Origin of the sequence: Cobetia amphilecti (genome assembly GCF_020217465.1) — a bacterium.
Taxonomy (GTDB): Bacteria; Pseudomonadota; Gammaproteobacteria; order Pseudomonadales; family Halomonadaceae; genus Cobetia; species Cobetia amphilecti.
Genome location: NZ_CP084115.1, coordinates 107943 through 128096, shown reverse-complemented (window position 1 = coordinate 128096; position 20154 = coordinate 107943). Strand labels below are relative to the sequence as shown.

The window sequence follows — 20154 nt, the reverse complement described above, 5'->3', positions numbered from 1 at the left end:
ATAGAGGCGCGATAGAGGTGCAAGACGATGGCGATGCCGCGACAGATGGGCCAGATAGGCTAGATAAGCTAGAGAGGGGCCAGATGGAGAGGCGCGCTACTGCCCCAGCAGCTGGGTACGGAAATCCTGCTGAGCCGGCTCGTCGCCCAGCCAGATCGCGAACAGGCCGTTGGCCAGCGCCAGTGAATCGCTTTCGAAGATGACCTGCCCGTTCAGCACCAGCGACAGCGTGCCGCTGCCGCTGCCGGCGGACAGCCATTGCAGCGCATAGCGATCCCCCGGCACGACGTCCTGATAGGCGCGATTGAAGCGCGTCAATTCAGGCTCGATCGCCGCGAAATCCGCCGCTGACAGGTTCTTGCGCACGCCCTTGGTGGTCGCCTTGGCGAAGTCCTCGGCATCGATGGCATGGAAGTACTCCAGCACCAGGCGGCGCGAGACATCCTTGAGCGGCGCCGGACGCGGGCGACGCGCATCCTGATAATAGGCGCCGACATAGGCGTCCCACAGCAGGTAGGTGAAGAGCCCACTGCCGATCAGCGTCAGCGGCTGGCCGGACTGCGTGGTCACCTGATCCGCGAAGGTCATCCCCTTGATCTCGACGGCGAGCGCCGCCGGGCTGGTGGTGGCAAGCAGCACCCCCATCACGCCCGCAGCCAGCCAGCGCGGCGCACTCGCCACCGGCAGGCTGACGGCATGACAGGCGGCGTTCAGGCTGCAAGCGGCGCCACGGACAGCTGACACGGACAAGCGATACAGCGGCGATATAGGCATGGCATCTACTCGTTGGCTGGCAGTGATCAAGGTGAGCTTGCGGGGTTCATCACTCCTGCAGACCGGGTTTCACGGGCCTGGCTCTCGCTGGCTTACCACAGGGCGTGGAAATGATGCACCGGCCCACGGCCCTTGCCGACGTTGAGCTGGTCGGAGGCGCGCAGCGCGCCCAGCAGCCATTCGCGTGCCTCGACCACCGCCTGTGGCAACGGCAGACCATTCGCCAGGCGCGCCGTGATGGCGGAAGACATCGAGCAGCCGGTGCCGTGCAGGTTGTCGGTCTCGATACGCGGTGCGCACAGCCATTGCTCGCCGGCATCGCTGACCAGCAGGTCATCACAGGCCTGCCCCTCAAGCGCCCCGCCCTTGATCAACACTGCCTTCGCGCCTCTGGCACGCAGCTCGCGGGCGACCTCAGGCATGTCGGAGCGCCCGATCAGGCGCCGCTCACCCAGCAGTACCGCGGCTTCATGCAGGTTGGGCGTGATGATATCGGCCAGCGGCACCAGGTGCTCGGCCACCGACTGGATGGCAGCATCATTGACCAGCGCATCGCCACTCTTGGCGACCAGCACCGGGTCCAGCACGACCCAGCGCGGGCGACGCTGCTGAAGGCGGTCGGCAAGCATTTCCACCACCAGCGGATCGGCCACCATGCCGATCTTGGCGGCGCGGATATCGAGATCATCCAGCACGGCGTCCAGCTGTGCGGCGATGAATTCCCGCGAGACCGCCTCCACGCTGCGCACGCCGCAGGTATTCTGCGCCGTCAGCGCCGTGATCACGCTGGCCCCGTAGGCGCCCAGCGCAGAGAATGTCTTGAGGTCCGCCTGAATGCCGGCTCCCCCGGAGGGGTCTGAGCCCGCTATCGTCAGGACGCACGGAATATGCATGCAGGAAGCTCCCGAAATATGGCTTTGACGTGCCAACAGCATACCCGAGCTGAGGAGGGAAGAAAGCCACCCCCAGCGCCCTGCCACCGTGAAAAACAGAAGAAAGTGATATGAGTGAAGTGGCCCTACTGTCATTGCCGGCATTGACCTCGCTCGCCGTGATCTCGCTGGCCAGCGCCACCCTGCTGCCCGGCGGATCGGAGGCGGCCTTCGCGGGGTTGTGGTGCCAGGGGCACGCGCCCTGGGCGCTGTGGGTCGCAGCGACGCTGGGCAACACGCTCGGCAGCCTGATCAACGTCGCCCTGGGGCGTGGCGCCCGTCGTCTGCGCACACGGCGCTGGTTTCCGGTCTCGCGGCGCGCATTGGCGCGCGGCACCCTGTGGTATCGCCGTTTCGGCGCCTGGAGCCTGCTGCTGAGCTGGGCCCCGCTGATCGGCGACCCGCTGACGGTGCTGGCAGGCGTCTTCCGGCTGGCGTGGTGGAAGAGCATCGTCCTGATCGTGATCGCCAAGGGCGGACGCTATGCCCTGTTGCTGCTGGCAGCCGACCTGTGGCTGACGCCCTGGTGCCAATGACCGCCGCACGGCCGCTGCTCCTGTCCTCACCCTCACCTTTACCACTGCCCTTGCAGCCTCAGTCAGTCGCTTGAATGAGATCGCAGACACGCAAGGCGAGGATGCGTGCTATGCTGACAAGCGCCATGCTGCACTGCACAATAAAAGCACTTCGATTGCTTTTCACCAGTGCCTCATTGCCTTGATCAGGTGCTTCATTGCCCTTGATATGCACCTCGTCACCCTTTCGCCGCCTCCACGAGTCCACGCCTCCCCCATCACATGGCGTCTCGCTCGCGACGGTCCCCCTGACCTCGGGCATTCCCCGGCGGAGTGCTGCACTGCTAGAGAGGAGAAGGTTTCATGCGTGATACATCCTGCGACTTCTGCGCCGATGCGCTCAACATTCTGGTGCTGCAAGGCGGTGGCGCGCTCGGCGCCTACCAGATCGGCATCTTCGAGGCGCTGGCCGAAGCCGGCATCCAGCCCGACTGGGTGGTCGGCACCTCGGTCGGCGCCATCAATGGTGCCCTGATCGCCGGCAATCCGGAGGGCGAGCGCCTCAAGGCCCTCGAGTCATTCTGGTATGGCATCGCCCAACCCGCTGCCAGCATGGGTCCCGCCTTTCATCCGTGGGAGCGCAGTGTCGCGCGCACCTCTGCCATGCTGTGGGGCATTCCGGGCTTCTTCCGCCCGCGCCCACTGTGGACGGTACCGATCTGGCAGAGCTTCTTCGGCGAGCCGCCCAGCCTCTACGACACCGAGCCGCTGGGCGACACGCTCAACCGGCTGGTGGACTTCGAGCGCCTCGATGCCCGCCATCCGGAGAACGTTCGCCTGTCGGTCGGGGCAGTGAATATCGGCACCGGCGCACTGCGCTACTTCGACTCCTCGCATGAAGCGCTGGACCACCGCCATATTCTGGCCAGCGGCGCCCTGCCACCGGCCTTCCCGCCGGTGTGGGTCGATGGCGAAGCCTATTGGGATGGCGGCCTGTACTCCAATACGCCCGTCAGTTGGGTGCTGTCGGAGCGACCGCATGGCGAAACGGTGGTCAACTGCTACGTGATCGACCTGTGGAGTGCCGATGGCAAGGTGCCGGAGACATTGCAGGAGGCGCAGCTGCGCGAGAAGGACATCCAGTATTCCAGCCGTGCCGGCGAGCACCTCAATCTGCTGGAAGAGAATCAGGCGCTGCGCATGGGAATCGAGAATCTCGCCGACCATCTGCCGGAAGAGCTGCGCCAGTCGCCGAAGATCCAGCGCATCCTCGCCATGACCCAGCAGCCCTCGATCAACGTGGTGCGTCTGCTGGCCTCGGCGCGCCCGGGCGAGACCTCACTGAAGGATATCGACTTCTCGCGCGCGACCATCGACTCGCGTCGCGACAGTGGCTATCAGGACATGCAGGAAGTGCTGAGCCGCTGCAGCCAGTTTGCGCCGCTGCCGGAGGATATCGGGGTCATCGTGCGCAACTTCACGCGCAACGCCGAGGGCGAGCTGGTCAGCCTGTCGACGCCTGATGCCAGCCCCGTCGACGATGACCAGGCGAGCATCACGGCAGAGGACCTGCCCAGTCAGGCGACCGGCAGCTGAGCAGCGCTGACGACGATTCAGAACGATCTATCCACACCCCATCGCAGCCGTCACGCGCTGGCGGCGCACCAGGCGGGTGTGGATAACCCGGTGTCGGCAAGACGCCACCCGCCGGGTGGCCTCACCCGCGAGGCTGCGCGGCCCCCAGCCGTGAACACTCCTCGCGGGTAAGCTCGCGCCACTCCCCCGGCGCCAGCCCCTCGAGACTCAAGCCCGCCACCGACTCACGGTGCAGCCACACCACGCGATTGCCCAGGCTGCGCCACAGTCGCTTGACGTGATGATGGCGTCCCTCGTGCAGCGTCAGGCGTGCCTGATCCGCGGTGAGAAACGCAAGCTGTGCCGGCAGTGTCGGGCGCGGATCATGTTCGAGCAGCACCCCCTGACGAACCTGTGTGATGGCGCTTTCCTGTTCGGCCTCCGTCAGGGGCCGCTCCAGCCCCATGCGATAGCGCTTGGCGGGGCCCTCGAGCCCGGCATCGCTGATGCGCGCCGAGACATCGCCGTCGTTGGTCAGCAGCAGGGCACCGGTCGTCGCACGGTCGAGACGCCCGACATGGTGGATCTCGGCCAGCCAGCCGCTGTCCTCGCCGCGTGCATTCAGCGTGTCACGCAACACATCGATCACGGTGGGGAGTTCGGGGTCATGACAGGCCGTCACGACCCCGGCAGGCTTGTTGAGCAGGATATGACGTGGACGCCGCGCGATCTGCAGGCAGACGGTCGCGTCAGGCGCTGACAGGTGGATGTCATCGAAGGGGCCGACCTCATGCAGCGGGTCGCTGATCGTCGCGCCGTTGACCCGCACACGCCCCGCCGCCAGCGCCGAGAGCGCATGACGACGGTTGAGCTGTGGCTGACGTGTCAGCCAGCGGTCCAGCCGCATGGCCTAGTCCGCCGCCTTGAGCTGGGCTTCCATCTCTTCCAGCGCTTCCTGAGCCTCGAACCATTCGGCTTCGGCCTCATCGAGGCGACTCTTGATCTCGCCCTGGCTGGCCAGCAATTTGGTCAGCTCCGCCTTGCGGTCCGCCTCGTAGAGCGTGGCGTCGCCCAGCGCTTCCTCGATCTTGTCCAGCTCGCCCTGCGCCTTGCTCATCTTCTGCTCGGCCTTGTCGCTGACCTTCTTGAGCGGACGCAGCTTCTCGCGCAGTTCAGCCGCCTGACGGCGCGCTTCCTTGCGGTCCGGCGTACGCGTGCTGTCAGTCCCCGCATCGGCATCCTTCTGGGCGCGCGCTTCCCGCCGCTCGCCCTCGACCCGCGCCTTGAGCCAGGCACGGTAGTCATCCAGGTCACCATCGAAGGGCGTCACGCGACCATCGGCGATGCACCAGAATTCATCGACGCAGGCACGCAGCAGGTGGCGGTCGTGGGAGACCAGAATCACTGTGCCCTCGAAGGTCGCCAGTGCATCGGTGAGCGCCTCGCGCATGTCGAGGTCCAGGTGGTTGGTCGGCTCATCCAGCAGCAGTAGATTGGGCTTCTGCCACGCGATCAGCGACAGCGCCAGACGCGCCTTCTCGCCACCGGAGAACGACTCCACCGCGGCGTAGACCTCATCGCCGTGGAAGCCGAAGCTGCCGAGGAAGGTGCGGATCTCCAGCTCACCCGCCGACGGTGACAGGCGCAGCACATGATTGAAGGGCGTCGAGGACAGGTCGAGCCCGTCCACCTGATGCTGGGCGAAGTAGCCGATGGCCAGATGCTCGCCGGCGGTCCGCTGGCCCTCGACCAGCGCAAGCTCGCCGGTGAGCGCCTTGATCAGCGTCGACTTGCCGGCGCCGTTGGGGCCGAGCAGACCGATGCGCTGCCCCGGCAGCAGCGAGAAGCGCACCCCGGAGAGCTGCGGCGGCTGACCGGGATAGCCGATCACCGCGCGGTCCAGCCCCAGCAGCGGATGCGAGATCTTGTCGGAGCACGGGATGGTGAAGTGGAACGGGGAATCGGCCTTGACCGCCGCCGTCTCTTCCATGCGCTCCAGCATCTTCATGCGGCTCTGGGCCTGACGTGCCTTGGTGGCCTTGGCCTTGAAGCGACGCACGAAATCCTCGATCTCGGCGCGCCGCGCCATGGTCTTCTCGTGCTCGACCTGCTCGCGCACCAGACGCTCGGAACGTGTGCGTTCGAAGCGGCTGTAATTGCCCTTGTAGACCACCAGCTTGCGGCGGTCGAAGTGGATAATGTGATCACACACCGCATCGAGGAAGTCGCGATCGTGGGAGATCAGCAGCAGCGCGCCGGGATAACGCGCCAGCCATTGCTCCAGCCACAGCAACGCATCGAGATCCAGGTGGTTGGTCGGCTCATCCAGCAGCAGCAGGTCGGACGGCGTAAACAGAGTGCGCGCCAGATTGGCACGCATGCGCCAGCCCCCCGAGAAGGCCGCCAGCGGCTGACTGAGCTGCGCCTGACTGAAGCCGAGGCCGACCAGCAGCTGCTCGGCACGTGCCCGTGCGGTGTAGCCATCGAGGGTGTCGAAATGGGCGTGCAGCTCGGCCTGACGTTGGTGCTCGCCGCTCTCTTCGGCGGCCGCCAGGGCGCGCTCGGTCTCGCGCAGCGCGTGGTCCCCGTCCATGACGTAGTCGACGATCGGACGCTCCAGCGCATCGATTTCCTGCGCCATGTGCGCGACACGCACGCCACCGGCCAGCGATACCGTGCCGCTGTCGGGCGTCAGCTCGCCGAGGATCAGGCCGAACAGGCTCGACTTGCCGGCGCCGTTGGGGCCGACGATACCGGCCTTGTGACCGGCATGCAGCGTCAGGTCCGCTTCGTCGATCAGCGGTGCTCCGCCGCGTTGCAGGGCGAGCTGGCGCAGTGCAATCATGACAACCTCGATCAGAAAATACGGGGGACGTCGGGCTCCCGTTCACCGCCACCGACACGAGCGCTACGACTCAGCAAGCTGCTGGACGCGACTCGTGAAGAGACATCATCGGTGGCACATGAAGAGACATCATCCGTGACACACGAAGAGGCCGACTTGATGGGCGCATATTCTATCGGATTGTGGGACTACGCGCTGTCTCTGTATGTCCTGCCCGGCGAGGTCGGCTCTGCGGGCAACCCTCAGCCGACGCCGGACATGATGAGTACCTGCCTGCTGCTGCAGGACGAGGCGGGCCTCGATGTCTGCGAGCTGCTGTGGATTCACTGGCTGTCCGCCCACGGCATCGCCCTGGCCGCCTCGCCCACTCGCCTGCTGGAAGGTGTGCGCGACTGGCAGGGCTGGATGACCGGCATGCTGCGCGAGCGGCGCCGCCAGCTGAAGCAGGAGCTGACGACGCTGCCCGCGACCCAGGCCCCGGCCGCGGTGCAACGCCTGGAACGCCTCTATCAGCAGCTCAAGGCCTGCGAGCTTTCCGCCGAGCAGGAGACCCTCGCCCAGCTGGAAGAGCTGAGTCCTGCGCTGTCGTCAGCCGAAGGCGCGACCGGCCTGCGGGCGCCCTTCGCGCATGTCGCGGACCCGCTGCAGGCCTTTCAGCAATCGCTGGCCCTGCTGAGCGGCAAGACGACGCTCACCGCGGGGGACCACCCGTCGGCACGTGCCCTGCGCAGGCTGGCACTGGCCCGCGTGCCCGCCGGCGCCTGACAACGCCAGCGAGATGCGGAACTTGTACGCGGCTGGTAGAGTCGGAGTAACACTAGTGCCCGAGGCAGGCCATGCCGCCTCGGTGCCAATTGCGTGTTTCGGGCCCGTCTCAGGCCCATTCCATCCTGAAGGAGTTTTCATGAAACAGCTGGTCAGTGCCGTCGCGCTCGGCGCCCTCCTGGTCACCCCGTTCAGCTTTGCCGCCGATGACAGCCTCGCAGACGAGCAGGCACAGCTCAGCTATGGCATCGGTGCAACTCTGGGCAAGAGCCTCTCCCAGGACATCACCGATCTGGATCTCGACGCCTTCACTCAAGCCGTGCGTGATGTCTACGCCAAGGGCGACATGAAGATGAGCGACCAGGAAATCGCGGATTCGCTTTCCCGCTTCCAGCAGAAGAAGATGGAAGAGCAGAAGAAGATGGTCGAGCAGGAAGCGACCGACAACAAGGCAGAGGGTGACAAGTTCCTCGCCGATAACGCCAAGAAGGACGGCGTGAAGACGCTGGATTCCGGCCTGCAGTACAAGGTGCTGGAATCCGGTGACGGCGCGACCCCGTCCGCTGAAGATACCGTCAAGGTGAACTACGAAGGCAAGCTGCTGGACGGCACCGTCTTCGACAGCTCCTATCAGCGTGGCGAGCCGGTCAGCTTCAAGGTCAACCAGGTCATCAAGGGTTGGCAGGAAGCACTGCAGGAAATGAGCGTCGGCGACACCTGGATGCTCTACGTCCCGGCCGAGCTTGCCTACGGCAAGGCTGGCACTGGCGGCCCGATCGGCCCGAACGAGACGCTGACCTTCAAGGTCGAGCTGCTCGACGTGACCAAGGCCGACGCCAAGCAGTAATGGCGGCGTGAGCCTCCCCTGCTGGTAACCGGCAAGCACTGCTGCCGGTAGCAACGAAAGAGCCGCCCATCGGGCGGCTCTTTGCGTTTCTGGCAAGGCCGGATGAGGGCCAGCGGCAAGCTCATCTAGGCGCATGCTGCGCACAGGACAACGGGGCATGCCATCACTACGGCAATGGCTGATGTCCGCTGATTCTCCCCTCCAGAAGGCCCTGTGCGGACGCCGCCAGCCTGTGGATAAATCTGTGGGGAAGCTATTGACCACAGGTTGACAACCGGCCTTTCCGGTGCCTGTCGCGGCAGTGATGCTGGTTGAACGCAAAGCAACCACTGACTTGATATTTTTAGTCGACATCTCGTAACAGTTTGTTTTTACTAGTCTTTATAAATCAGCACTTGACGGCACTGCGTTGCGTGTTCGAGGCGTCATGATTATCCACAAAATTTTCCTTGAGCGCTTGCCAACTTGTGGACAATGTGTATTTCACCGCTGAGAAAGGCCTCAAGGCGCGGCGCATTCAGCGGGTGCCACGCAGCGCTCAATCAGCGGTCGCGCTCAGGACACGCGTCACGCCAGCGCGAACACCGGCCGGCCCCGGCGTGAATGGAATGCGATCGTAGATGCGCCCCTGGGCAGAGACGAGATAGAGCGCGGCGCCATGATCGATGGTGTAACCCAGCGCGGAGTCCTGTGCCTCGACACGCCGATAGCTGACGCCATAGCGCCGCGCCACATCGGCGAGTGCCGCCTGACTGCCGGTGATGCCCTGAAAGCGCGGCCCGAAGTGCCCGGTGTATTCGGCCAGCCGGGCAGGGGTGTCGCGCTCGGGGTCCAGCGAGACCATCACCGGCACCACGCGCGCCGCCGCCTGCGGTGGCAGTTCAGACATCACCTGACGCAGCGCCGCCAGCGTCATCGGGCAGACATCCGGGCACTGGGTATAGCCGAAGTAGAGCGCGACGACCGGCGTGGCCTGCGCATCTGCGGCCTCGCCCATCGTCACCTCCGCGAGCGTGAAGTCGCCCTGCTGTGATTCGAGCTGGATGGGGCCGCCCAGACTGGCCCAGGCCTGCATTCCCGCGACCGGTGCCAGATCCCGCTGCGCCTGCTGCCAGGCGACACCGGCACCGATCACGGCCGCCAGGCCGACGGCACCCAGCAACCACCAGCGTCTGGCGACGCCCTTGTCCAGCTGATGGCTTTCTTGTCGACTATTGTCCAGCTGATGGCTCTCTTGTCGGCGAGTGCTTGCCTGCCCGTCCTGTGACTTTCGCTCTGCGCCCATCCCTGCCTCCCGATGCCTTCTGCCTGAAACGACGTCCCTGCCGGCCGGGCTCAGCGCCAGCGGCTAGCTGCCCTGATGCGTCGGGCGGGTATCACTGCGAAACAATTGATCGACCGAGCTTTCGAGCTGCTCCGCCGTGGTGGCCTGCGGGTGGCTATCGAAATCGAACCAGCTGCCCAGTCGGCCACGCTCGGTGGTCACGATCACCTGCGCACGCCACGCCATGGTCGCGCTGCTGCAGAACCCCAGCTGCCCTTCCCCCTGCCAATGCTGGCGCTCGAGGCTCTGGGCATCGGTGGTGTTCAGCACGCTGCGCTTCACGCCCATGTCCATGTGGCGGCCGATGAAGTCCACCTCGACCCCCTCCGGTGAGACGCCTTCCGTCATCACGCGAATGCCCAGCGGCGTCAGCGGACTGATATCGCCCTCCAGCGCCAGGGTAATACGCCCGAAGCGGCCCAGCTCGGCAGTACAGGGGGCATGATTGAGCTCGCAGGACTGATTGGGCGCAAACCAGGTCACCTTGCCGTTGCTGCCGTCGCGTACCAGGTAATAGTCGATCAGGTAATACAGCGAGACCACGATGGTGATCAGCGTGACGATGATCAGCAGATTGAGCAGCCGCGGGCGGGCATTGTCTTCTTCTACGCGATACATGGCAGTTCCGGCAACGGTCCGGCAGCGCATCGACAGGCAAGGCGCCCCGAATGGGAAAGAAAGTGACGTGATGGGAATGGTCTGCGCTCAGCCACGACATGACGCCAGCGCGTGACCGGCGAACAAGACCTGAGTCCAAGTGCAGCGCTGAGCGAGTCATGACAAGCTTACCAGCCCGCCTCACCGCGGCAGCAGGCGAGACATCATGTCACGCGCACGCCACATCGCTCTCAAGGCATTCGCACTCAGCCCCGACAAGGAGTCAGCATGGCAAGTGTACAGCAGGCGCTCGGCCCCCTCTTCCTGTTGATCCTCGCGGGGGCGCTACTCGGGTGGAAGCGCTTCCCCGGCGAAGGCTTCTGGAGCGAACTGGAACGCCTGATCTATTACGTGCTGTTCCCCGCCATGCTGGTGTCCACGCTGGCACGTGCCGACATGGCCAGCGTGCCAGTCGTGGCACTGGCCAGCGTGATGCTGGGCGCGATGCTGCTGTTCGCCGCCGCGCTATGGCTGAGCTGGCGTCACGCGCCGGACTGGCTGAGCCGTCATATGGGCGACGCCGCCTCCTTTACCTCGCTCTTCCAGGGCAGCATCCGCTTCAACAGCTATGTCGGCGTGGCCGGGGCAGCAGCGCTGCATGGCAGTGCCGGGGCGACCGTCGCGGCCGTGGCGCTGGCGCTGATGGTGCCTGCCGCCAACCTGCTGTGCGTGATGGCCTTCATCGGGGCAGGCACCCTGGGCGAAGGCGGCCTGCTGCGCTCGCTCAAGGCACTGACCCGCAATCCGCTGGTGCTGGCGTGTCTGGCCGGCACGGCGCTCAACCTGAGCGGCATCGGCTTGCCGGGCTGGAGTGGCGACGCCATCAGCCTGCTGGGACGCGCCGCCTTGCCGCTCGGCCTGGTCGCGGTGGGCGTGGCGCTGCGCCCGCGTGTGCTGGTGAGCAGTGGCAGCGTGGCGTGGCTGGCGAGCCTGCTGAAGCTGCTGGCGATGCCGGCATTGGTGGTCGTGCTCTGCCGGTGGTTCGGCCTTGAAGGAGTGGCGCGCGATGTGGCGATTCTGTTCGCGGCGCTGCCCACCGCGACCTCCGCCTATATTCTGGCCCGCCAGCTGGGCGGCAATGCCGAGCTGATGGCGGCGTTGATCACCGCCCAGACGCTGCTGGCGATGCTGACCCTGCCCCTGTGGCTGGCGAACTGAGCTCCTGTCGACCTGAGCTCCTGTCGAGCTGTCGAGCTGACGACCGCACATCCGAACGCGACGTGAGAGCGCGCAGTGTGCGCAGCGCACAACAAAATGCGCAAAGCGCACAAGAAAAAGGGCATCCCCAGATGAGGATGCCCAAGACCGTGACTAGCTTGATGAGGAGAAACACCGTAGCGGGGGCCTGACTCCGCCGCTACGGCTGGGCTTGCGCCCTGCGATGTCTGCCCGGACACCGCACATACAAGATAATCATTCTCATTTGATTTTGCAAGGCAAATGCGAAGAATTTCTATTTAAGATTTATCTTGTGCACCCTCGAGCGAGAACACCCTCAGTTCCGCATGCAATTCGACCTCCAACGCCGTCATGGCTTCCGCACGCGCAAGGCCATCACGCTCGGCGCGATACAGGTGCGGGGTCATGGTCAGCAGGTCCCGAATCTGCTCATTGCTGGTCAATGACAGCCCCGCATGCAGATGCTCGACCTCGCCGCTGATGGCAAAGCCAGCGGACTCGGCAGCGCTCAGCCCGCCTTCACCGCGCGCGGGCTTCAGCTCGCGGTAGAGAATCTTGCGCAACGCCAGCAGATGCTCGGCCCCCGCTTCCAGCAGCACGACGTGGCCACCGGGCTTGAGGACACGTGCGAACTCCTGCCAGACAGGGAAGCCGAAGGCGCAGATGACGACATCCACACATGCATCTTCCAGCGGCAGGGCGGCGTTGGTGCCCACCAGCCAGGCGGCATCACGTGACTGCTTCGCCGCGGCCAGCACCGCGTGCTTAGAGATATCCAGCCCCGCCGCCGTCAGCGAGAGATTCTGCTCACCGGCAGCGCACGCCAGCTGACGCAGATAGAAACCTTCGCCGCAGCCGGCATCCAGCACGGCCAGCGGCGCCTGAGTCGTCTGGGCCGCTGCCAATGCCAGCACACGACTGGCCAGGGCTGATGCAAGAGGCTGATAGCCGCCGAGGGCGAACAGGCGCTGACGAGCGCTCACCATCGCCTTGCTGTCGCCGGGGTCCAGGCTGCGCTTGCGCTGCACCGGCAGCAGATTGACATGCCCCTGGCGTGCGATATCGAAGCGATGCCCGTCGGCACAGCACCAGCTCTGGCCATCACGTACCAGCGGCTGGGCATCCAGCGGACAGGTCAGGGCCGTCAGCGGGGTCATGGTCGGGCGATCAGCCGAGTCGGCGGTAGGCGTCGTCATGGTCAGCAACTCTCGGGACGAGGAAAGAAAGGGACAGCAAACACGGCAAGCGGCACAGACCGCCACGCAGGCAGATGGCCTTGGCACGCAGAACCGCGCCATGGCGATGGGCCTCACACGCAAGCGGCCACCCGAAGGCGGCCGCGATGCAGCGTCATGAAGACACCGCCACTGCGCACGAGGCGCTGATCAGTCCTGCTTGACGAAGATCAGGTCCCACACGCCGTGGCCGAGACGCTCGCCGCGCTGTTCGAACTTGGTCAGCGGACGGAAGTCCGGACGCGGCACGTAGGGCGCGGTTTCCGCCGGAGCGGTGTTGGCAAAGCCCGGCGCTTCGGCCATCTCTTCCGCCATCGCTTCGGCGTAGTTGGCCCAGTCGGTGGCCATGTGGAAGTGGCCGCCCGGCTTGAGCACACGACGCACCAGCTCGACGAAGGCCGGCTGAACGATACGACGCTTGTGGTGCTTCTTCTTCGGCCACGGGTCCGGGAAGAACAGCTGGAAGGTGTCGGCGCAACCGGCCGGCACGCAATCCGCCAGCACTTCCAGCGCGTCGTGACGATAGACACGCAGGTTGGTCAGACCCAGCTTGTCGACATCATCCAGCAGCTTGCCGACGCCCGGCGCGTGCACTTCGATGCCGATGAAGTCGGTGTCCGGGTTGGCCTGGGCCTGTTCACACAGTGACTTGCCCATGCCGAAGCCGACTTCGATCACCAGCGGTGCCCGACGCCCGAACAGCGCGTCGAGATCCAGCTCGCCCTGCTCGTGACGCAGGCCAAGGCGCGGGAAGACCTCTTCCAGCCCGCGAGTCTGGGCCTGGGTCATGCGGCCACCACGAATCACGTAGCTCTTGATGCCACGCTTGCGGGCGACGGCTTCATCGGCAACGGAAGGGGTCGCTGGCGCGCTTTCGGTCTGCACGCTCTCGGGCTGCGCGCGCTCGTTCTGCACACTTTCTTGCTGCGCATCGTCAGCGGGAGCAGAAGTGGACGTGTCGTCCTGCGGCTTGGAAGTCTCGTCAGTCATGGGGTCGTCTTGGTCTTTGCATGAACGATGCGCGTGCATCGGATTCGAATGTTTCAGGGCTCAGCCGGTGATCAGGCCAGCGCCCGGTGAAGAAGCACGTGCCGTCAGGCGAGTCGGCATGCGGCCGGCCAGGAAGGCGCCACGGCCGGAAATCACGGCCTGACGCATGGCATCTGCCATCAACAGCGGCTGGCGCGCGTGGGCGATGGCGCTGTTCATCAGTACGCCATCACAGCCCAGCTCCATGGCGAAGGCGGCTTCTGACGCCGTACCCAGACCGGCATCGACCAGCACCGGCACATTGGCGCGCTCGATGATCAGCGATAGGGTGTGCGGGTTGAGAATGCCGAGGCCGGAGCCGATCAGCGAGCCCAGCGGCATGATGGCGCAGCAGCCGATCTCCTCGAGCTGGCGCGCGACGATGGGGTCGTCGGAGGTATACACCATCACGTCGAAGCCATCGGCGACCAGCTCTTCAGCGGCCTTGAGCGTCTCGACGATATTGGGATACAGCGTGTCCTGATCGCCCAGCACTTCCAGCTTGACCAGGTTGTGGCCATCCAGCAGTTCACGGGCCAGCTTGCAGGTACGCACCGCGTCACGCGCGTTGTAGCAGCCGGCGGTGTTGGGCAGGAAGGTATAGCGATCCGGTGACAGCACGTCGAGCAGGTTCGGCTCGTCAGCGTTCTGACCCAGATTGGTACGGCGGACCGCAAAGGTGACCACTTCCGCGCCGGACGTCTCGATGGCGGAGCGTGTCTCGTCCATGTCCTTGTACTTGCCGGTACCGACCAGCAGGCGCGAAGAGAACTCGCGGCCGGCGACGATCAACGGGCTGTCGCCGGCGACCTGGGTGACGGGGTTGTTCAATGTCGGGGCAGAACTGTCTGTCATGATGACCTCATCGAGCTGGACGTGAAAGCGCTGAGCGCGAGCGAGTAGTGAAAAGTGTCAATCCTGGAAACAGGACGGATCAGCCACCACCGATGGCATGGACGATCTCGATGCGGTCACCGGCATGCAGACGGGTGTCGGCGTGCGCGCTACGTGGCACGATGTCTTCATTGCGTTCCACTGCCAGTCGGCGGCCCTGGAGACCGAGACTCTCGACCAGGGCGGCAATCGTCGTGTCGTCCGTCACCACGTGGTCTTCACCGTTGAGCTGTATCTGCATGCTGTCCTCCCGCGAAAAGAGGCCGCTATTGTAGCGGCTTTACGTGGACAGGCGTAGGCACATCGTGCCGCGCCACCTGCCCTCAAGGAATTATTGTCTATGCGTCACAACGACTCCCACTCCCGCCACTGGTGGCTGGCCATGGGACTGGCCGGCATGTCCACCGTCGCGCTGGGCGCCTTCGCCAGTCATGGCCTGCGTGGCACCCTGAGCGCGGACATGCTGCGCGTGTTCGAGACCGGCGTACGCTATCAGATGTGGCACGTGCTGGCGGCGGTCGGGGTACTCGCCTGGCGCTCGGTGCAGCCGCTGCGCGGCCAGATGCTGACGCTGGGGCTGTGGGCCGCCGGCATCCTGATGTTCTCGGGGTCGCTGTATGCCCTGGCGACCACGGCGCGCACCCAGCTGGGCATCATCACGCCCATCGGCGGCCTGCTGCTGATCGCCGGCTGGCTGAGCCTGGCCGTCACCGGCTGGCGTCAGCGCGGCAGCGAAGAGAAGGATATCAACAAGCTGTAGCGGACTGGCCCAAGGCGTGGCCCACGACCGCCCCGGGGTCAGTCATCGCTGTCCGGCAAGGTATAGGTCGCGGTCACGATGGCGACCGGGTCGGTGTCTCCGTGGCTGAAAAGCTCGATCTCGCCGACGGCCAGTCGCCGGCCCAGCTTGCGGATACGCGCGGTGGCCATCAGGTCGCGGTCGCCGCGCGCGCGACGCAGGAAGTGGATGCTGAGGTCACTGGTGACGGCCATCGGCTCCGGGCCGATCTCGCCGAGAATCGCGACATACAGGCAGACATCCGCCAGCGCCATCATCGTCGGCCCGGACACGCAGCTGCCGGGACGCAGATGCTCGTCCTCGATGGCCAACCCCATGGTCGCCCAGCGATCGCCGACGGCCTCGATGGTACCCAGACGCTGGGGGAAGACTTCATCGAGGAAATCCTCGATGGCGGCGGCGCTCATCACGGGCATGACATTCTCCTCGACACACTGGGTCCGATCGCGCGGTTACGCGGTTTCTGGGGCAAGGCTAGCGGCAAATGCGGTCTCGGGAAACATGCGCCTGGCAAAATAGTGGCCGGGCAATTCCTGCTCGGCGACAGACGACAACGGCGACCCAGGGTCGCCGTTGTCGTGTTCAGTGTTTCCTCAAGCCAACCGCCCTGCGATCAGCGCGCCTGCTGCTTTTTCTCGAGACGACGGCGATGCAGGACCGGCTCGGTGTAGCCACTCGGCTGCACACGACCCTGGAAGACCAGCTCGCAGGCGGCCTGGAAGGCGATGGAGCCCTCGAGGTCATCCGTCATCGCCTGATAGCTGGGGTCCGCGGCATTCTGGCGGTCCACCACGCCAGCCATGCGCTCCAGCGTGTCCTGCACCTGGGCGCTGTCGACGATGCCGTGATGCAGCCAGTTGGCGATGTGCTGGCTGGAGATGCGCAGCGTGGCGCGGTCTTCCATCAGGCCGACATCATGGATGTCCGGCACCTTGGAGCAGCCGGTACCGTGATCGATCCAGCGCACCACATAGCCGAGAATCCCCTGGGCATTGTTGTCCAGCTCGGCCTGGATCTCCTCGGCACTCCACTGGGGGTCGAGCTCCAGCGGGATGGTCAGCAGGTCATCGAGGCTGGCACGCGGACGACTGAGCAGATCATGCTGCACGTCCTTCACCGAGACCTGGTGATAGTGCAGCGCATGCAGCACGGCGGCGGTCGGTGACGGCACCCAGGCGGTGTTGGCACCGGCGCGCGGATGGCCGATCTTCTGCTCGAGCATCGCGGCCATCAGGTCGGGCATGGCCCACATGCCCTTGCCGATCTGGGCACGACCGCGCAGGCCACATTCCAGGCCGACATCCACGTTCCATTTCTCGTAGGCCTGAATCCAGGCGGCGCCCTTCATGTCGCCCTTGCGCAGCATCGGGCCGGCTTCCATCGAGGTGTGCATCTCGTCACCGGTGCGGTCCAGGAAGCCGGTGTTGATGAAGGCCACGCGGGAACTGGCAGCCGCGATGCAGGCCTTGAGGTTGACGGTGGTGCGGCGCTCCTCGTCCATGATGCCCATCTTGAGCGTGGAGTCCGGCAGGCCGAGCAGCTGCTCGACCCGCGCGAACAGCTCATCGGCGAAGGCGACTTCCTCGGGGCCATGCATCTTGGGCTTGACGATGTAGACGGAGCCGGTGCGCGAGTTGCAGATGCCACCGCGGTCCTGCTTGTCGCCCTTGAGGTCGTGCAGCGCGATCAGGCTGGTGAAGATGGCATCCATGATGCCTTCCGGCGCTTCGCTGCCGTCCTCGAGCAGGATGGCCGGGTTGGTCATCAGATGACCGACGTTGCGAATCAGCATCAGCGAACGACCATGCAGCACGCGCGTGGTGCCATCGGCGCCGGTGTATTCGCGGTCCGCATTCAGCTTGCGCGTCATGCTGCGGCCATTCTTCTCCAGCGTCTCGGTCAGGTCGCCCTTCATCAGGCCCAGCCAGTTGCGATAGACCGTCACCTTGTCTTCGGCATCGACGGCGGCCACCGAGTCCTCGCAGTCCATGATGGTGGAGAGCGCGGCCTCCATGATCAGGTCACTGACATTGGCGGGGTCGGTCTTGCCGATGGGGTGCTCGGCATCGATCACGAGCTCGGCGTGCAGACCGTTGTGGGCGAAGATGATCGCGCTCGGCGCGCTTTCATCGCCGCGATAGCCGAGGAAGCGTTCCGGCGACTTGAGGCTGAGGTCACGTCCTCCGGCACGCACCAGCAGATGACCATCACGAATCGTGTAGCCTTCGCTGTCGTGGTGACTGCCGCCGGCCAGCGGCGCGATGGTATCCAGCACCTGGCGCGCATAGGCGACGACCTTGGCGCCGCGCGCCGGGTTGTAGTCCTTGCCACGCTCGGCGCCATCTTCTTCGCTGATCGCGTCGGTGCCGTAGAGCGCATCATAGAGGGAGCCCCAGCGCGCATTGGCGGCATTCAGGGCGTAGCGGGCATTCATCACCGGCACCACCAGCTGCGGGCCGGCCTGCTGACAGATCTCGCTATCCACGAAGGCGGTGCTGGCTTCGACCGTATTCGGCTCCGGCAGCAGATAGCCGATCTCGTGCAGAAACGCCTTGTAGGCCTCGAGGTCTACCTTGCCCGGATGCTCGCGGTGCCAGGCATCGATCTCGCCCTGCAGCTGCTCGCGGGTCGCCAGCAGTTCGCGGTTGCGCGGTGCCAGTTCGTGCAGCAGTGAATCGACACCCGCCCAGAAGGTCTCCGGCGCGATCCCTGTGCCCGGCAGCGCTTCCTGCTCGATGAAGCGGTGCAGGCTGGCGTCGATGGCCAGGCGCTGAAGTTGAATACGGTCGGTCATGCGTTTGCTCTCCCTGAAAACGAATCGCTGGAAACCCTCACGGCTGACAACACTGCAAGCAGTGGTGTTCAAAAGGATTTTCGCCAGACGGCACTCACTGGCACGGCGCTTGACGCGTCTGCTGACGCGCGACTGCCCGACAAGCGTGAGCCATCGAGACGCCGGGCAGGAAGACGCTGTCACCTGCCGGGCGGGGACGAATCCCATCACCATACCCGATGGCGAGGCCGGCGAAAGGACTGCTATGACCAATGAACAAGCTCATGGAGCCCGATTACCCGCCCAGCGTTGATTCCGCGTCGCTGTTGTTGCTCGGCGACAGGCGGGGAAAACAGTGAAGAAACACTGTTCTTTGTGTAGCTCGCAGCCGCGCCAGCCGCTAGCATGGCAGCATTATGGAGATGACCATGCCCGATTTCAGTGAACTGCTCGACCACGGCCCCTTTATCCGCCTGCCTGACATGCTGCCGGGCCAGACGTCCAGTCCACTGGAGCGTTACCTGGGCCATTATGGTCTCGATGCGCTGCGCAGCGAGGACATCGCCGTGCATGCCGGCCACCTGGAGGCCGGGGGCTTTCGCCTGTGGGCCCAGCTGTGGACACCGCGCAAGCCGCGCGGCACGGTCTTCGTGGTCCACGGCTACTTCGATCACCTCGCCCTCTATCGTCATCTGCTGGCGCACCTGCTGCGCAACGGCTGGCAGGTCGCCTTGTGGGACCTGCCGGGCCATGGCCTGTCATCCGGCGAGCCCGCCTCCATCGATGACTTCGGCGACTATGTCGGCTGCCTGCAGGCCTTCCAGGATTACCTGGAAGACCACAGCCTGGCGCCGCACCCGTGGTTCGGCATCGGCCAGAGCACCGGCGGCTCGGTGCTGGCCACCGACGCCCTGATGCGCGGCGATGAATCGCGCTGGCAGGGAATCGCCCTGCTCGCACCGCTGGTACGGCCATGGGGCTGGTCGCAGTCACGCTGGCTGCACAGCATGGCGCGCCCCTTCATCGACTCCATTCCGCGCAAGTACCGCGCGAATACCAATGATGTGGCCTTCTACGAGTTTCTCAGCACCAATGATCCGCTGCAGGCCGATCGCCTCGCGGTGAAGTGGGTGACGGCGATGCGGGAGTGGATCCCCCGTCTCCGCGCCCTGCCCCCCTGCTCACTGCCGACCCTGATCCTGCAGGGCGAGCAGGACACCACCGTCGATTGGCAATGGAACCTCGGCGTGTTGGCGAGCAAGTTCCCCAATGCGCGCATCTACCGCCATCCCGAGGCCCAGCACCACCTGGTCAATGAAGCCGAGCCGATTCGCAAGGAACTGTTTGCCGAGCTGGACGCCTTTCTCGATGCCCTGTCGCAGCGCCCGTCAGACCTGCCGCAGCAGGGGCGCACGGCATGATGGCCATGCATCGCCTGCGCATGCTGGCCGCGACCCTGCTACTCTCCACGCTGGCGGGCTGCATGAGCCTGGACCAGGTGCCGCGTGCCGAACGCGACCCCATCTATGGTCTCGGCCAGAGCGCGGCGCGTCTGATCGCCGAGCAACCCTGGACACCCCCGCTCGAGCAACAGGTATTGCTGCTCGCGCCGCCCGAGGTGGATGCCACGCTGCAGGCCAACCCGGGCGCGCTGAACGAGGCGCTGACCCGCGCCCTGCTGGCGCTCAAGAACGGGCCTCAGGTGCTCAACTGGAGCACTGACCGCCCCGCCGTCGATAGCCGCCAGTGGCGTCTCGAGACCACTCTCGAGGCCAGTGGCGTCGCACTGACCCTGTCAGACCGAACGCTGCAGCCGTATCAGCTGCAGCTGACACTGGTCCGCAGCGCCAGTGCCGAGCGCAATGAGACGCGCACCTTCACCCTGAGCGGCGCCTTCGACCAGGCGGCCCTCGAGTCGCTGGCGCGCAATCACCCCGCGCCCTGAGATCCGAGTCTTGAGCCCAGAGTCTTGCGCCCAGCTGCGCCGAGGTCCCCGCCACCCCTGATACAC

At 65.3% G+C, this 20154-nt stretch carries 20 protein-coding genes; 8 read left to right on the top strand and 12 right to left on the bottom strand.

Annotated features, from left to right (window positions below):
* Positions 1–96: 96 nt before the first annotated feature.
* Both LCW13_RS00570 and thiD read right to left on the bottom strand, forming a co-directional pair.
* Positions 97–774 carry a chalcone isomerase family protein gene (locus tag LCW13_RS00570; RefSeq protein WP_052384513.1) on the bottom strand — a complete coding sequence of 226 codons (678 nt, stop codon included), beginning with the start codon at positions 772–774 and terminating at the stop codon, positions 97–99.
* Positions 775–866: 92 nt separating this feature from the next.
* Positions 867–1667, bottom strand: coding sequence for a bifunctional hydroxymethylpyrimidine kinase/phosphomethylpyrimidine kinase (thiD, locus tag LCW13_RS00565; protein ID WP_043333319.1), 801 nt, complete (start codon positions 1665–1667; stop codon positions 867–869).
* Positions 1668–1777: 110 nt separating this feature from the next.
* Between thiD and LCW13_RS00560 the strand changes: the two genes are divergently transcribed.
* Positions 1778–2242, top strand: coding sequence for a YqaA family protein (locus tag LCW13_RS00560; RefSeq protein WP_378080089.1), 465 nt, complete (start codon positions 1778–1780; stop codon positions 2240–2242).
* A gap of 342 nt (positions 2243–2584) precedes the next feature.
* Positions 2585–3817 carry a patatin-like phospholipase family protein gene (locus tag LCW13_RS00555; RefSeq protein WP_052384512.1) on the top strand — a complete coding sequence of 411 codons (1233 nt, stop codon included), beginning with the start codon at positions 2585–2587 and terminating at the stop codon, positions 3815–3817.
* Positions 3818–3938: 121 nt separating this feature from the next.
* On the opposite strand, the gene LCW13_RS00550 is transcribed toward LCW13_RS00555, so the two are convergent.
* Together LCW13_RS00550 and LCW13_RS00545 are read right to left on the bottom strand one after the other, a co-directional pair.
* The gene (locus LCW13_RS00550) at positions 3939–4703 is read right to left on the bottom strand and encodes a pseudouridine synthase (RefSeq protein ID WP_043333317.1); all 765 of its coding nucleotides are present in this window, start codon (positions 4701–4703) and stop codon (positions 3939–3941) included.
* A gap of 3 nt (positions 4704–4706) precedes the next feature.
* Positions 4707–6641, bottom strand: coding sequence for an ATP-binding cassette domain-containing protein (locus tag LCW13_RS00545; RefSeq protein WP_043333315.1), 1935 nt, complete (start codon positions 6639–6641; stop codon positions 4707–4709).
* A 159-nt stretch (positions 6642–6800) separates the two neighbouring features.
* Between LCW13_RS00545 and LCW13_RS00540 the strand changes: the two genes are divergently transcribed.
* Both LCW13_RS00540 and LCW13_RS00535 read left to right on the top strand, forming a co-directional pair.
* Entirely contained in the window at positions 6801–7406 is a 606-nt protein-coding gene (locus LCW13_RS00540; protein WP_167333689.1) for a TIGR02444 family protein, read from the top strand.
* 139 nt (positions 7407–7545) lie between these two features.
* Complete coding sequence (locus LCW13_RS00535) at positions 7546–8253, top strand: FKBP-type peptidyl-prolyl cis-trans isomerase (RefSeq protein WP_043333314.1); 708 nt, start codon at positions 7546–7548, stop codon at positions 8251–8253.
* Positions 8254–8791: 538 nt separating this feature from the next.
* Here the strand turns inward: LCW13_RS00535 and LCW13_RS00530 are convergent.
* Together LCW13_RS00530 and LCW13_RS00525 are read right to left on the bottom strand one after the other, a co-directional pair.
* The gene (locus LCW13_RS00530; protein ID WP_052384510.1) at positions 8792–9538 is read right to left on the bottom strand and encodes an SCO family protein; all 747 of its coding nucleotides are present in this window, start codon (positions 9536–9538) and stop codon (positions 8792–8794) included.
* A gap of 63 nt (positions 9539–9601) precedes the next feature.
* Positions 9602–10195: a hypothetical protein gene (locus tag LCW13_RS00525; protein WP_052384509.1), complete on the bottom strand. Its 594-nt coding sequence runs from the start codon at positions 10193–10195 to the stop codon at positions 9602–9604.
* Between the two features lie 267 nt (positions 10196–10462).
* Here LCW13_RS00525 and LCW13_RS00520 point away from each other — a divergent pair, with 267 nt between their 5' ends.
* Positions 10463–11392, top strand: coding sequence for an AEC family transporter (locus tag LCW13_RS00520; RefSeq protein ID WP_043333313.1), 930 nt, complete (start codon positions 10463–10465; stop codon positions 11390–11392).
* A gap of 299 nt (positions 11393–11691) precedes the next feature.
* Here the strand turns inward: LCW13_RS00520 and LCW13_RS00515 are convergent, their stop codons facing one another.
* The 4 genes from LCW13_RS00515 to thiS all read right to left on the bottom strand — a co-directional run bounded on the left by LCW13_RS00515 (position 11692) and on the right by thiS (position 14812).
* Positions 11692–12609, bottom strand: a complete 918-nt coding sequence (locus LCW13_RS00515; RefSeq protein WP_225347475.1) for a putative RNA methyltransferase — start codon at positions 12607–12609, stop codon at positions 11692–11694.
* A gap of 189 nt (positions 12610–12798) precedes the next feature.
* A complete protein-coding gene (trmB, locus tag LCW13_RS00510; protein WP_225347474.1) occupies positions 12799–13638 on the bottom strand; it encodes a tRNA (guanosine(46)-N7)-methyltransferase TrmB in 840 nt (279 codons plus the stop codon).
* 60 nt (positions 13639–13698) lie between these two features.
* Positions 13699–14532: a thiazole synthase gene (locus tag LCW13_RS00505; protein ID WP_052384900.1), complete on the bottom strand. Its 834-nt coding sequence runs from the start codon at positions 14530–14532 to the stop codon at positions 13699–13701.
* 79 nt (positions 14533–14611) lie between these two features.
* Positions 14612–14812: a sulfur carrier protein ThiS gene (gene thiS, locus LCW13_RS00500; RefSeq protein WP_043336981.1), complete on the bottom strand. Its 201-nt coding sequence runs from the start codon at positions 14810–14812 to the stop codon at positions 14612–14614.
* 99 nt (positions 14813–14911) lie between these two features.
* Here thiS and LCW13_RS00495 point away from each other — a divergent pair, with 99 nt between their 5' ends.
* Positions 14912–15331 (top strand): DUF423 domain-containing protein, encoded by a 420-nt coding sequence (locus tag LCW13_RS00495; RefSeq protein WP_043336980.1) that lies wholly within the window; start codon positions 14912–14914, stop codon positions 15329–15331.
* Between the two features lie 38 nt (positions 15332–15369).
* On the opposite strand, the gene LCW13_RS00490 is transcribed toward LCW13_RS00495, so the two are convergent.
* Both LCW13_RS00490 and LCW13_RS00485 read right to left on the bottom strand, forming a co-directional pair.
* On the bottom strand, positions 15370–15786 hold the full coding sequence (locus LCW13_RS00490) for a PaaI family thioesterase (protein WP_043336979.1): 417 nt from the start codon (positions 15784–15786) through the stop codon (positions 15370–15372).
* Between the two features lie 197 nt (positions 15787–15983).
* Entirely contained in the window at positions 15984–18164 is a 2181-nt protein-coding gene (locus LCW13_RS00485) for a malate synthase G (protein WP_043336977.1), read from the bottom strand.
* A 407-nt stretch (positions 18165–18571) separates the two neighbouring features.
* Here LCW13_RS00485 and LCW13_RS00480 point away from each other — a divergent pair, with 407 nt between their 5' ends.
* Positions 18572–19564 (top strand): alpha/beta hydrolase, encoded by a 993-nt coding sequence (locus LCW13_RS00480; protein WP_043336976.1) that lies wholly within the window; start codon positions 18572–18574, stop codon positions 19562–19564.
* Entirely contained in the window at positions 19561–20088 is a 528-nt protein-coding gene (locus LCW13_RS00475; protein ID WP_052384899.1) for a hypothetical protein, read from the top strand. Before LCW13_RS00480 ends, LCW13_RS00475 begins: the two co-directional genes overlap by 4 nt.
* Positions 20089–20154: the final 66 nt, after the last annotated feature.